The sequence below is a fragment of the Campylobacter sp. FOBRC14 genome (assembly GCF_000287855.1).
GTDB classification, from domain to species: domain Bacteria; phylum Campylobacterota; class Campylobacteria; order Campylobacterales; family Campylobacteraceae; genus Campylobacter_A; species Campylobacter_A curvus.
This window is the reverse complement of the sequence record NZ_ALJJ01000016.1, coordinates 1-13,087: the sequence shown is the minus strand read 5'-3', so window position 1 is coordinate 13,087 and position 13,087 is coordinate 1. Positions and strand designations below refer to the sequence as shown.

At 43.9% G+C, this 13,087-nt stretch carries 14 protein-coding genes and 1 pseudogene; 1 reads left to right on the top strand and 14 read right to left on the bottom strand.

Annotated elements, in window-relative coordinates; genetic code table 11:
• Nucleotides 1–9: 9 nt before the first annotated feature.
• The 14 genes from HMPREF1139_RS07400 to HMPREF1139_RS07335 form a co-directional block, all read right to left on the bottom strand.
• Nucleotides 10–1,458 carry a Ppx/GppA phosphatase family protein gene (locus tag HMPREF1139_RS07400; RefSeq protein ID WP_009650801.1) on the bottom strand — a complete coding sequence of 483 codons (1,449 nt, stop codon included), beginning with the start codon at nucleotides 1,456–1,458 and terminating at the stop codon, nucleotides 10–12.
• Between the two features lie 8 nt (nucleotides 1,459–1,466).
• Nucleotides 1,467–2,699 carry a HAMP domain-containing sensor histidine kinase gene (locus HMPREF1139_RS07395; protein ID WP_050998745.1) on the bottom strand — a complete coding sequence of 411 codons (1,233 nt, stop codon included), beginning with the start codon at nucleotides 2,697–2,699 and terminating at the stop codon, nucleotides 1,467–1,469.
• Between the two features lie 38 nt (nucleotides 2,700–2,737).
• Nucleotides 2,738–3,409, bottom strand: coding sequence for a homeostatic response regulator transcription factor HsrA (gene hsrA, locus HMPREF1139_RS07390; RefSeq protein WP_009650782.1), 672 nt, complete (start codon nucleotides 3,407–3,409; stop codon nucleotides 2,738–2,740).
• 76 nt (nucleotides 3,410–3,485) lie between these two features.
• On the bottom strand, nucleotides 3,486–3,812 hold the full coding sequence (locus tag HMPREF1139_RS07385; RefSeq protein WP_009650878.1) for a dihydroneopterin aldolase: 327 nt from the start codon (nucleotides 3,810–3,812) through the stop codon (nucleotides 3,486–3,488).
• Nucleotides 3,809–4,423: a glycerol-3-phosphate 1-O-acyltransferase PlsY gene (gene plsY, locus HMPREF1139_RS07380; RefSeq protein WP_009650775.1), complete on the bottom strand. Its 615-nt coding sequence runs from the start codon at nucleotides 4,421–4,423 to the stop codon at nucleotides 3,809–3,811. The genes HMPREF1139_RS07385 and plsY overlap by 4 nt, the downstream gene beginning before the upstream one ends.
• A 62-nt stretch (nucleotides 4,424–4,485) precedes the next feature.
• Nucleotides 4,486–6,780, bottom strand: a complete 2,295-nt coding sequence (locus HMPREF1139_RS07375; protein ID WP_009650915.1) for an ATP-binding protein — start codon at nucleotides 6,778–6,780, stop codon at nucleotides 4,486–4,488.
• 9 nt (nucleotides 6,781–6,789) lie between these two features.
• Entirely contained in the window at nucleotides 6,790–7,872 is a 1,083-nt protein-coding gene (locus HMPREF1139_RS07370; RefSeq protein ID WP_009650967.1) for a PilZ domain-containing protein, read from the bottom strand.
• A 107-nt stretch (nucleotides 7,873–7,979) separates the two neighbouring features.
• Entirely contained in the window at nucleotides 7,980–8,579 is a 600-nt protein-coding gene (locus HMPREF1139_RS07365; protein WP_009650849.1) for a peroxiredoxin, read from the bottom strand.
• 348 nt (nucleotides 8,580–8,927) lie between these two features.
• On the bottom strand, nucleotides 8,928–9,932 hold the full coding sequence (locus HMPREF1139_RS07360; RefSeq protein WP_009650960.1) for a beta-ketoacyl-ACP synthase III: 1,005 nt from the start codon (nucleotides 9,930–9,932) through the stop codon (nucleotides 8,928–8,930).
• Between the two features lie 3 nt (nucleotides 9,933–9,935).
• The gene (gene plsX, locus HMPREF1139_RS07355; RefSeq protein ID WP_034966348.1) at nucleotides 9,936–10,925 is read right to left on the bottom strand and encodes a phosphate acyltransferase PlsX; all 990 of its coding nucleotides are present in this window, start codon (nucleotides 10,923–10,925) and stop codon (nucleotides 9,936–9,938) included.
• Between the two features lie 3 nt (nucleotides 10,926–10,928).
• On the bottom strand, nucleotides 10,929–11,075 hold the full coding sequence (gene rpmF, locus HMPREF1139_RS07350) for a 50S ribosomal protein L32 (protein ID WP_002942540.1): 147 nt from the start codon (nucleotides 11,073–11,075) through the stop codon (nucleotides 10,929–10,931).
• 12 nt (nucleotides 11,076–11,087) lie between these two features.
• On the bottom strand, nucleotides 11,088–11,444 hold the full coding sequence (locus HMPREF1139_RS07345) for a hypothetical protein (protein WP_009650890.1): 357 nt from the start codon (nucleotides 11,442–11,444) through the stop codon (nucleotides 11,088–11,090).
• Nucleotides 11,445–11,457: 13 nt separating this feature from the next.
• On the bottom strand, nucleotides 11,458–11,871 hold the full coding sequence (gene ndk, locus HMPREF1139_RS07340; protein WP_009650810.1) for a nucleoside-diphosphate kinase: 414 nt from the start codon (nucleotides 11,869–11,871) through the stop codon (nucleotides 11,458–11,460).
• Between the two features lie 97 nt (nucleotides 11,872–11,968).
• Nucleotides 11,969–12,253, bottom strand: coding sequence for an NADH-quinone oxidoreductase subunit I (locus HMPREF1139_RS07335; RefSeq protein ID WP_009650870.1), 285 nt, complete (start codon nucleotides 12,251–12,253; stop codon nucleotides 11,969–11,971).
• Between the two features lie 168 nt (nucleotides 12,254–12,421).
• On the opposite strand from HMPREF1139_RS07335, the pseudogene HMPREF1139_RS07330 reads away from it, so the two are divergent.
• Nucleotides 12,422–13,087, top strand: a pseudogene (locus HMPREF1139_RS07330) (ATP-binding cassette domain-containing protein); the annotation flags it as partial.

Below are 13,087 nucleotides of genomic sequence, written 5' to 3'. Positions count from 1 at the left end.
TTGTTGAATTTAAATAAACGAGATCGCGAAAATTTCAGGCTTTGCTATCTTTTTTATCTCATCTTTAGCCATCGCTAGATTTTTAGCTCCATAAATTTTAAGCGTATGGCCGGTAAATTCAAACCCGAGCTTAGCCGCCGCGCAGTTTATATTAAGCGCTTTTGCGAGCGAGAGCATGAAGCTTAACCATCTTATGCATTCTGGTTTTGGGAGTAAATTTTTATATCGCTCGAATTCATAAATGATCTTTTTGCCGTTAGTGCCGATGATCGCTGCGATCAGTGCCTTTTGCTCGTGTGAAAACCCGAAATTTAAGCCATTTAGGATGATGTATGCCGAGTTTTTGTGATCCCCGTAAAATCCTATATCTTGCCCGACATTGTAAAGCTTTGAGGCCACTAGCAATGCGTTTAGATGCTCGTCTTTTAGCTTGTGGATCTTGCTTAGGGACAAAAATATCTCTTTTGCGTACCTTGTGACGGCTTTGTTGTCCGTGAGCATAAAGCGATCTTGCAGGCTTTTTACGCTCGGGTTGAAATTTTGCGGGAATTTCATGCTAGGGCGCAAGAAGTCGCTCAAAAATACACCCTCTCTCACGCCAACGCCGCTCGTGTAGATGTTCTTAGCCTCAAGTGCGCCACTAATCGCTAAAAATATATGCGCTCCTTCGCGTATCGTATCGTATCTGTCCTTTTTGATTGGAAATTTATTAAGCTCCAAGACACTCGAATCGGCGATGCTTTGGATGAAATTTTTTTGCTCGCTAAGTTTATAACAAAAGCCGTGAAGCGTCGCTAACGGATAGCCTGAGCCGCTCATTATGGCGCCCGATATGGCTCTTAGGCTTCCGCCGATGGCTATCAAATTTTGGCATTTGAAATTTGTAGGTATTTTTGCCGTGATTTGCGCCAGGAAGTTTGGCAGTTTGGCGGTATTTTTACTGTCAAAAAATAGCTCCTTTACACGCACCGTGCCCACGTCAAGCGATATGGTATCGACGATTTTGCCACCGCTTATGCGAGCTAGCTCGGTCGAGCCGCCGCCGATATCTATCGTGACGCCCTCGTCTAGGGGACATAGCAGATTTTTGGCTGCGATCGCTCCGTAAGTGGCCTCGGCTTTGCCGTCGATGACCCTTATGCCGATGCCCAGTTTTTTACGTATCATCGAGATGAACTCGGTGGAATTTGGTGCGTCTCTAAGTGCTGAGGTGCCGACGCATAAAATTTTGGTGCATTTGTAGCTTTTTGCGATATTTTTAAATTCCGCCAGCGCCTCATATGCCTTTTGCATCGATTTTTCGGATATTTCGTTGCTGCTATCATAGCCGCCTTCGCCTAGGCGCACGCGCATTTTGTATTCGCCCAGTATGAAAAACGCCCAGCGAGAGGTGCGCTCAAATATCGCCATTCGCATGGAATTTGAGCCTAGATCTATTACAGCGGTGCGTTTTGCCATGAAATTTCCTAGTTGATTTTTATAGGTAGCGTGAGGGTAGAGACTGCGCCGCTTTTGCCGTCTTTGCGGTTTTTGATAGCGACGCTACCGCCAAGAGCTTGCGCCGCCCCCTTTGCTAGAAATAGCCCGAGTCCGGCTCCGCCTTTATCGCCAAATCTCTTAAACGGCGCAAAAAGATCTTTGCTCTCGTCTATGCCGATGCCTTCGTCGATGACCTCGATGATGAAGCTGTTTTTCTCGGTCCTTGAAAGGATAGTGATATTTGAGTCTTTGGGTGAAAATTTTATAGCGTTTTGGACGAAATTTTGTATGACGTGAGTGAGTAGCGTGGTTTGGATCTTCATGTTCAAAATTTCAGGCTGCAGGGACATGATGATGTTCTTTTCCTCTGCACGAGCCAAAATTTGAAAGTTGTTGCCAAGCTTGTTTAAAAAGCCGATGATGTCTGTATTTACGGGCTCTTCAAACTGCGCTCCCTCCTGACGTCCGATCTCTAGCACCGAGCTTATCATGCTGTTCATATTGTTTATCGCTTCGTTGTTCGATCTTAGCGCTTCGATATATTTTTCGCTCTCTCTTGTTTTTATGAGAGTCACTTCGTTTTTGGTCTTCATGACGGCAAGTGGCGTTTTCAGCTCGTGCGCGACGCCGACAAAAAGCTCTTTTTGATACTCTACGAACGTTTGGATACGCGAAATGAGCTTATTTATGCTGTTGCCAAGCGGATAAAATTCATCAGGCAGACTTTTGATGTCTATCTCTTTTAAAAATTTCTCGTCAAGCTTTGTCAGCTTCGCAGACAGCGTCCTTATAGGTAGTAGCAGCATCCTTGATAAAAACAGTGCGTAAAAAAGCACGAGCAGTATCGCCGTGGCATTTACGATGATGATGTCTACGAAAATTTGCTCGACGATCTTGCTTTGCAATGTCGTCTCTTTTTTAAGTATCATATAAGAATCATCGTTGATGTATGGAACCGCTAGCGTGGTAAAGCTTTGCTCTCCATTTTGAAATAGCGAGAAATAGGGCTTTTTCTGAGTAAGCTGACCTTGCTTTATTTGCACTAAGGTTTCGGTTTGATTTGGCTCTTGTATGATGAAATTTTGCAAATTTAAAGGATTGTATTTTTGAGGGTTGGTTATTATTTGGTTAGCTTCGTGGCTGAGTTCTTGGATGACCGTCTCAAAGACGGTGACCCTGATGTAGTAATATAACATTACTGAAATAACTGCAATCAGCATCATCGATGCGGAGGCTAATTGCAGTATAAATCTATTTCTTAAGCTTTTTTGGGAAAGCAAAATCTATATCCGCGTCTTCTTACTGTTTCGATAGTTGAGATATTTAGCGGTTTGTCCATTTTTTGGCGGATTTGATTGATCGCTACTTCGATCACGTTTGGAGTGACTAGCTCAGGCTCTTCCCAGATGGCGTCAAGGAGTTGCTCTTTAGAGACGATCTGATCGGAGTGGCGAGCAAGGTGTGTCAAGACCTCGAACGGCTTGCCTTTTAGCTCGATGTCACGGCCAAGATACGTGATCTTTTCCTCGTCAGGGTTGATTATAAGATCGTCGATTTTTATTATGTTAGTGCCGCCAAATCGTAGTCTTGCCTCTAGGCGCGCTACCAAAACATCAAAGTCAAACGGTTTTCTAATGTAGTCGTCAGCTCCGGCGCGAAGCGCTTTTATCTCGCTGTCTTTGTCGTCTTTTGCAGAGATCACGACTACTGATGTGCGTGGAGATTTATGTTTTATGACATTTATGAGATCGACTCCGTCGCCGTCTGGGAGCATCCAGTCTGTCAAAACCAGATCGTAATTTCTTATGCCGATGTAGTATTCGGCATCCTTGAAATTCTCCGAGCTATCCGTCTGGTAGCCGAATTCTTGCAGTCCTTCTGCAATCGTCTTGTTTAGCGTCACTTCGTCTTCTACTATCAAGATACGCATTTTTTTTCCTTAAACTAAAATTTGTAGGGGATTATATCATAAATTAAGCAGGACTTCAAGATACTTTAATAAATTTTTAATAAACGGATTCTATTTTCGCACCGACCGTCGCATTTTTCAGGATTTCGATTTTTAAAATTTCTAAATTTAAGGAAATCAGATCCTTAAAATTTTCTTTTAAAGCCTTTGAAGTAGCTTCAAGCGACTCTTCGACACTTTTAAATTTTCGCTCGTTATAAAATTTTTCTATAAATTCTATCACGCTGACATAGTCGATGAATCCGCTACTGCAAAAACTAGCGTTCATACGCACTTTTTGAGGCGTGATGCGCTCAAAGTCAATCATCCCGATGATCGTTTCAAACTCATGATCTTTGATGAGCGTCGTGATTTTTTGGCTCATATCACTTTTTGTTCCGTCCCGCTTAGTAGACGCTTGATGTTTGGCAGGTGCTTATAAACTACCAAAAATGCGATGATCAAAAGCGGTGCATGGCTATGAATGCCGTTCATCTCAGGATACAAGATGAAGCTAGTGATGATGAGCGCCGCAAGTGCGCCAAGTGAGGCCAGGGAGCTTATCTTTAAAATTTTACCGATCAAAAACCACGCCAGAAGGGCTATCGCGATCTCGAGAGGCAAAAAGCAGGCTATGACGCCAGCACCCGTCGCTACACCTTTGCCTCCTTCGAATTTCAAAAATGGCGAAAAGCAGTGCCCGACTACACTAAGCACCGCCATGCCCCAAAGCACGCTTTGACTCACATCGAAAGCGCGAGCGATCAAGATAGGCGCTACGCCCTTTAGGACGTCAAAAACGACAGTCAAGATGGCTATTTTTTTGGCGAGTTTTGGATCGTGCTGTTTTAATACGCGCAAAACGTTCGTCGCGCCGATACTGCCGCTACCCTCGGTAGTTATATCCACTTTGGCGAAAATTTTACCAAATATCAGCCCAAACGGCACTCCGCCGAGCAAATAAGCTATCAAATAAAGCATCAAATTTTCATTCATTTTTTACCTTTATGCGTTTAAAAATCGTGATGATAGTAAAATTTCACTGACGTTTTTATAAATCATCTCCACAAAAGCACGACTTTTTCGTCATAAATATCGCTCTTTTTGGGTGAAATTTGCACCTCGTTTAGCGTGATATTTTTGATGTCGTTAGCCTCTTTTAGTGCCTGCGCTTGCTGCTCAAAAGAGCCTGCCAGCTCGTCTATTTGCGCGTTTATCTCATTTACGCTTTGCTCGCTGAGCTTCACGTCGCTTCGCTCTTTTAGCACGCGGTTGGCGCTCCTTGCGCTCGAGGCGATCTTGGTGGCATTCGAGCGTGAAAGCAGTTTGTTGCCAAAAAGCGCACCTATGATGCTAGCGCCGATATTTATCGCCGCATTCAGCCCGCTTGCGGTCATATCTTTTTGCTCTTTATCAAGCTTGGCTAGGGCTTTGTTCAGCTTTTCTTCGAGCTTGGCCTTTTCTTTTTCAAATTTTGCCGTAAGCTCAGCAGTTTTTTCCTCCAAAATTTCATTGCAGCGATCTTGTAGACGCACGAAAAACTGCTCTTTATCCTCTGTCGGTTTTGAGCTGATGCCCATCGCCTCGAAAATTTCAAGTTTATAATTTCTAAATACGAATTCCTTAAAATCGCGTTTTATATCGTTGAAATTTTTAGCGTTTGCTACAAAGCCAGGCAAAATTTCATAGCTGGCGTCCTCCTTGGCGTCAGTCCTTAAATTTAGCTCGGTATCTTCGCTAGCTTGCGTCCAGTCCGCGCTCTTGTCATTTTCGTCCAGTGCGTAAAGATATGAAATTTGCTTCACCGCATCGATGCCTTTTTTTGTGTCGTAAAAGCGCACTTTGGCGGTTGCCAGTAAATTCGGAGTCAAAATTTCGCTTGCCTGGGCGCTGTAAATTTGCTCGATCTCGTTTGATAGTATCGGCTTTGGCGCGCTTTTTAGATCTGCTTTTTTAGCTTTTATGGCTTGCAGGCCGTCTTTTTTATCTCGCATCAAATTTGAAATTTGCTCGCGGCTTAAAGGGCCTTTTAGATAGCTCAACGCCCAGCGCGTGCTGATGATGTTTAGACCGTCTTCGTTGATGTTTTTGAGCAAAAAGCTTCGCTTGGCTAAATTTGAGATCATATTTTCAAGCTGCGTCTTGTTCGCCGCTGAGCCTGAGATGCCGGTAAGGCCGTCTATCACGCGAGCCTTGTCCTGTGCGGTTTGGAGCCTACCGATGAACCATGTGCCGATGTTGCTAAGGCCTTTGTAGTCAAGATCGACCGGGTTTTGAGTGCTCAAAACGCAGCCTATGCCAAAAGCGCGAGCTTGTTTTAAGAGCGTTAGCATCGGCGTTTTGGACGGCGGATTGCCATTTGGCGGGAAAAAGCCGAAAATTTCATCCATGTAAAGGATCGCTCTTAGCGAGCCCGTACCCTCTGTCGTTCGCATCCAGGCGATGATCTCGTTTAAAAGAAGCGTCACGAAAAACATCCGCTCGCTGTCGCTTAGGTGCGAGATGGTGAAGATATTGCATTTTGCCTTACCGTTTTCATCAAAGAACATCTTTGAGATATCAAGCTTCACGCCCTCGCTCCAGCCCTTGAAACTAGGGCTTGCTATGAGCGTGTTTATCTTCATTGCAAGCTTTATGCGCTGATCGCCGGGATAAAACGTATCTACGTCAAATACACCGATCTTTTTAAACGGAGGATTAGCGATGAAGCCGATGAGCTCCTCTAGCGTGACGTCGCGACCCTCTTTAAATTTCGCATCAAATATGCTAGCTACTAAAAGCTGCTCTTTTGAGCTCATATCTTCGTCGTTTATGCCGATCAAAGACAGCACCGAAGCGGCGAGCGAATTTATATAGTTGCTAAAGCTCTCCTCGTCGCTTAAATTTGGGCGGGCAAAGTCGCTAAGCAAGGCTACGCCCACACCGGCGGAGCTTTTTGGTGTATAGATGGTGAGATCGACGCTGTCTTTTAAAAGCTTCACGCGTTCTAAATTTTGATAGCTCGCCTCTATGCCCTCGCTCCAAATTTCACTCTCTTTTTTGGCGCACTCATCTACGCTTAGTCCCTTATTTGCCGCCTCGTTCTCATCTATATAAGGCCGAAAATCATCAGCACTCATATCAGGGAAGGTGAGGGCTAAATTCGTCATATCTCCCTTAGGATCGATGATGATGGAGGGGATGTTGTCTATGCAGGCCTCTTCTAGTAAAGTGATGCCAAGCCCGGTCTTACCGCTGCCGGTCATACCGATGATGGCTGCGTGAGTCGTGAGGTCTTTGTTTTTATAAAAAAACGGCTCTTCGTCTTTTAGACCGATGTAAAAGAGCTTTAAATTTTCTTGTATGCTTTTCATTTGGCGTCCTTATTGATAGAGGCTGATGCGCGCTCGTAGCTCGTCTAGCGTCTCTTGGACGCGTGCGCTCGTAAATTCCTGCACTATTTGACTCTCGCCGATTATTTGCATGCAGTATCTTATGTAGCCTTTGTATGCCAGCTCGGTGATGAGGCGTAGCTTCAGATGGACATTTTGCGGCGCAGTTTGAGGTATCATAAGCTCGAAAAACGCCTCTATATCTTCGCCGTCTTTGAAGTCCGCCGACTCGGAGCTAAGCACGCTAAGTCCGCCGTCCGAGATATCGTAGAGGTTGCCGTGAAGCTCGGCTCTATCGTTTTTTAACAGGACCTTTGTAAATTTATTCGGATGGACGCGTTGGAATTTTCGCAGATTCGCGTTCATTTTGGATATGCGGGAGAAATTTGAAAGCGTCACACTTTTATCTGCTATGCTAAAGTCCGAGATGTCCGATTTTAGATGCTTGGGGAAATACTCGTTTGGCAGTATGAAGCCGTTGCCCTCTTGCTTCATGGCTAAAATTTGCATGATATCGACGCCAAAGACGACGCTGTCTTCTTGCACATCTAAAATTTGCGCCTCGTGTTTTATATTGACTCCGTCGTATAAATTTAGAAATTCAGGCTTTGCCTTGGCTGTTTTCATCCGCGAAAATGTGTTTATAGGATCTTCAAATAAAAATGAATTTGTCTGCCCCATCACTACGTCGCTCGTTTCATCCTTTGGTGAGGCGTGATTTAGGGTGTCTGTTAGACGCTCTACGGCGTAGATGAAGTAGCTTAGGTGTGCGGGGTTTTGATGATTGTCGTTAAATTTTAAGATCAAATTTAAAAATATGAAATTTAAAAGATCGCTACGCTCCAGCTCCCCTTTGACCGCATTTTCGAGCCCTTTATGAAGCGACTGTGCGTTTGGATCTTGCAGTAAAAGCGAGTCGAATATATTTTCAAGTACTGCTTTTAGTTGCCCGTTTGAAACGTCTAAATTCGCCCTTTTGCAAAAAATCACGCCGTCATTTATAAAGTCGCTTTTAAAATTTGAGATGATCTCCGTGCAGCTTGTAGCAAGCTCTTGTCGTCCTTTGAATTCCATAAATTTCTCCAAATCGATTATTCATGAAATGGTATCATATTGAAATTTATATTAAAGATTTATTTGGTGAATTTTGGTTTAAAAGGCGGAGAGCTCCGCCTTTTTGATTAAAGTTTGTTTTCGTTGTGTGAAAGATAGTCGGCTACGCCCTCGGTGCTTGGCTTCATGCCCTCATCACCTTTGTGCCAGCCTGCAGGGCAAACCTCGCCGTGCTCGTTCGTAAATAGCATCGTATCGACCATACGGATCATCTCGTCGATGTTTCTACCTAGCGGAAGGTCGTTGATGACTGCGTGGCGGACAGTGCCGTCTTTGTCTAGTAAAAATGAGCCGCGAAGCGCGACGCCGGCATCCTCAAGAAGCACGTCAAAGCCGCGAGCGATAGACTTTGTCATATCGGCAACTATCGGGAAGCGCACTTTGCCGATGCCGCCTTTATTTACCGGAGTTTCTTTCCACGCAAAGTGTGAGAATTGATTGTCGCATGAAACGCCGATTACCTCGATACCGCGAGCCTTAAATTCGTCATATCTTTTGTCAAACGCGATGATCTCGCTTGGGCAAACGAAGGTAAAGTCCATCGGGTAGAAAAATACGACTGCGCCCTTCTCGCCGATATTTTTATATAGGTTGAAATCATTTACGATTTGATTGTTGCCTAAAACTGCCGCAGCTGTGAAATCAGGTGCTTTTTTTGTTACTAACATTTCTGTTCTCCTTATAATAAAATTTATTAATTGCAAAATTATATCGCTAAAACTTTAAAATAAGATAAAAATATTATAAAATTTTGCTCTATTAAAATATTTCATTGATTTTCAGCTTTCAAAAGCGAAGCCAAACCTTGTGAAGCGACGCTATCGCCGCCGATTTACAGGGAAGCGGTAGCTGACCGCGTAAATCGTGCTATATGTTCGGCGCTTTGCGGAGCGAGCAGGGTTTGCGAAGCAAGTATCAATGATTTATTGTAACAGAACCTAAAATTTTAGATAATCCTAGTTTGTTTTGAAATTTTGATGACCGGATTTGGTGAGGTTTTATATTTTAGCTAAATTTCAAATTTGATAGAAATTTTTGCCGCCAAATTTTAGTATAGCCGAGCCCCAAGTGAAACCGCCTCCAAAGGCGTCAAGCAGTAAGGTCGAGCCGTTTTTGATGCGGCCGCTTTCATAGGCGTCGTTTATCGCCATCGGTATCGATGCGGAGCTCGTGTTGCCATATTTTGCTATCGTCAATACGCACTGCTCGTCTTTAAAATCAAGGCGTTGTTTGACTGCTTCGATGATACGGATATTTGCCTGATGAGGCACGAAAAAGTCTATATCGCGGCTTGTCATATTGTTTCGTTCTAAAATTTCGATGACGCTTTTTGTCAGCGTTTGAACGGCGATCTTAAAGACCTCGTTGCCGGACATATGTATGAAATTTAGCCTTTTTGCCAGCGTTTCATCGCTGGCCGGATATGCACTGCCACAGCCAGGAGTTATCAAAAGATGCGACTGTGTCCCGTCGCTTGCGGTGTGGATATCGATTATCTCGTTTTCATCACTTGCGCTGATGATCGCCGCACCGGCACCGTCTCCAAAAAGTATGCAGGTGCTTCTATCGGTGTAATCGACTACCGAGCTAAGCTTCTCGGCTCCCACGATCAAAACATTTTTTTTCGCTCCGCTTTTAATCAATGAATTTGCAAGCTGTAAAAGATAGATGAACCCCGTGCAAGCCGCACTTATGTCAAATGCCGTTATGCCGTAGTCCAGGCCTAAATTTGCGGCGATCTTACAAGCGGTGGACGGCATACAAAGATGATCCGGTGACATCGTAGCACAGATGATCGCATCTATTTGGGACTTTTCTAATCCTGCCCGTTTTATGGCTAGTTTGGCGGCTTTGGTACCAAGATCGCTCGTTATCTCGCCTTCTGCGATATAGCGCTCTTTTATACCTGTGCGTTTTACGATCCATTCATCACTTGTGTCGACCATCTTTTCAAGATCGAAATTCGTTAAAATTTTTTCAGGAACGTATGAAGCTATGGATATCAGCGAAGCTTTTAGCATATTTTATCTTGCAAAATGCGAGAGTTCTTCTTCGATAACTTTATTGATGTTTGAATTCGCAAAATTTATCGCTTGGAATATCGCATTTTTTATGGCTTTGGAGTTACTTTTGCCGTGACTTATGATGACACAGCCGTTTATGCCAAGTAGTGGTGCGCCGCCGTATTCATCGTAGCTGACTTGTTTTTTCAGTGTTCTAAAGACCTTTTTCATCAAAACTGAGCCAGCGATCGCAAGAGGCGATTTTTTGACTTGTTTTTTGATGATCTTGCCTATCGCATCGGCTACGCCCTCGCTAGTTTTTAAAAGGATGTTGCCTATAAATCCGTCGCAGACTATGACATCTACGCTTCCGTCAAAGACTTGATTTCCTTCGGCATTGCCTACGAAGCTGTCAAGCCTTGAGACAAGCTCGAAAGCCTCTTTACTCACTTCGTTGCCTTTGCAGGCCTCTTCGCCGTTTGACAAAAGACCTACGCGAGGGAGTTTGCGATTTAAAATTTCTTTAGCATAGGCTTCGCCCATCACTGCAAACTGGAATAGATGCTCGCTCCTACAATCCACATTCGCCCCGACATCAAGAACAAGGGTCGTGGACTCTTTAGAATTTGGCATCAAGGTAGCTATCGCAGGACGTGCGACATTTTTTAGTCTGCCTACCCTTAGTGTAGCTAGGCTCATCGTTGCGCCGCTATGTCCGGCAGAAACTACTGCGTCGACCTCTTTGTTTTTCAAAAGCTCTATTGCTTTATAGATGCTGCTTTCTTTACGTTTTAAAGCGTCCGTAGCACCCTCAGCCATAGAAATGACTTCGGCCGCTTCTAAAAAAGCGATATTTTTTAGATACATTTCAGGTATGAGCGGCTTTATGGCATTGCTATCTCCGACGAGGACGGCCGAAAATTTAGTATCTTTTAGCGCTTCTACCACGCCCGCGATTATAGGCTCGGGGCCGAAGTCCCCACCCATAGCGTCAATAGCAATGCGAATCATTTTTTAATATTCACCGGTTGTTTTGTTTATGCGATGAGGCATTTTCCATGAGCCGTCTTTATCTTTTACGGGCACTGGAAGTGTAACTTTGTAGTGCGTTCTGCGTTTTGCTGCACGAGAATGACTCACTCTTCGCTTTGGTACTGCCATTTTGTTCTCCTTTTATAAATTTCTACAATTTTCACAATAAAAATAATCGCTCTTAAAAGCTTCTAATTCACTTTTAAAAACTTCGTTTAAATCGATATCTCCGTCAAAAAATTCCATCGTATCGCTAAGTTCGTTCTCTTTATCGACATAAATACCCTCGCTTAAAATAAGCTTGACGTCTTGATCGACTGGTAGCGTCATTTCGCATCCACATCTATCGCAGATATATGAAATTTCACCTTTCATTTTGCCGAGGCATTCGACAAGCTTGGGATCAAGCCTCTTTAAAATTCCACTAAAATTTAAATTTTTATCTTTTAATTCAAAATCAATATTTTTATTTGCGACTTTCGCAAACGCTATTTTCAAAATTTGGCCCTAATCAGCAAATTTCTCTTGCTGCAAAGAAAAAATTTATCTCGTTTATAGCGTTTTCTAGGCTATCGCTTCCATGGACTGCATTTGCGTCGATACTCTCTGCAAAGTCCGCTCTGATAGTGCCAGCGGCAGCTTCTTTAGGATTTGTCGCGCCCATTAGCTCGCGGTTTTTAGCTACTGCATTTTCGCCCTCAAGCACCATGACCACGACTGGTCCGCTCGTCATGAACTCGACTAAATCGTTGAAAAACGGTCTCTCGCTATGAACGGCGTAAAACGCTTTTGCATCGCATTTGCTTAGTTTTACTTTCTTTGCAGCAGCGATCCTTAGCCCGTTGCTTTCAAATCTATCTATGATTTTTCCGACGACATTTTTCTTAACGGCATCAGGTTTGATGATAGAAAGTGTTCTTTGCATAAAATTTCCCTTAACGTTAAAGTGTTTTTAATGAAGTTGGCAATTATATCAAAAAAAGTTTAAAAATCAAATAGGCCCAAAACTTGAGCCTAAAATTTTAAGCAATGACGGCTGTCGTGCCTAAGCGTTGGTCTGCGCTGATTTGTTCACGAGATGGTTGTCCCGCTACTACGCTGTCCCATACGATGCAGCCGTCGGTCGGACAGGCTGAGGCACAGGCCGGTTCATCGTTATAGCCGACGCACTCTACGCATTTGTTTGCATACACGTAGTATGTATCCTCTCCTGTTGGGTTGTCGCTATCATCAACGATAGCTTCTACTGGACATTCGTCTATGCAAGAGCCGCAGCTTATGCAAATGTCTGTGATCTTTACTGACATGGTTTCTCCTTTGAAAATTTTGCGTAGAATATCAAAAAAAGCTGAAAATGATATAAATGTACCTTCTTAATATAAAATTTTAGCTCTTAAATTTATGAAAATTTTACACCTTTTTGGCTAAAATCAAAGATTGCAAAAATTAAATTTTGCATATCAAAAAGGCTAAAAATGAATGACATTATTAAGATAACGGGTGCGCGTGAGCACAATCTAAAAAATATAAATTTGCAAATTCCAAAAAATAAGCTCGTGGTTTTCACGGGGCTTAGCGGTAGCGGCAAGAGCACGCTTGCCTTTGATACGCTTTATGCCGAGGGGCAGCGCAGATATATCGAGAGCCTAAGCAGCTACGCACGGCAGTTTCTCGACCGCGTCGGAAAGCCCGATGTCGATAAGATCGAGGGTCTAACGCCAGCAATCGCCATAGATCAAAAAACGACGTCTAAAAATCCACGCTCGACAGTTGGCACGATAACTGAAATTTACGATTATCTGCGCCTGCTCTACGCACGCGTAGGCATCCAGCACTGCCACAAATGCGGCAAACCGATCTCCAAAATGAGCGCAGCCGACATCATCGCGCAAATTTCAAAACTCCCAGCTGGCGCAAAGGTCGTGCTCTACGCCCCGCTCGTGCGAGAGAAAAAGGGCACGTGGGCGGATCTAATCGAAAATTTAAGAAATAAAGGCTTCGTGCGCGCGCAGATCGATGGCGTCATGGTACGGCTTGATGAAGAGATCGAGCTAAGCAAGACCAAAAAGCACACGATCAAAGTCGTCATTGACCGCTTAGAGGTCAGCCCCGAAAACTCCGCCCGCCTCGCCCAAGACGTG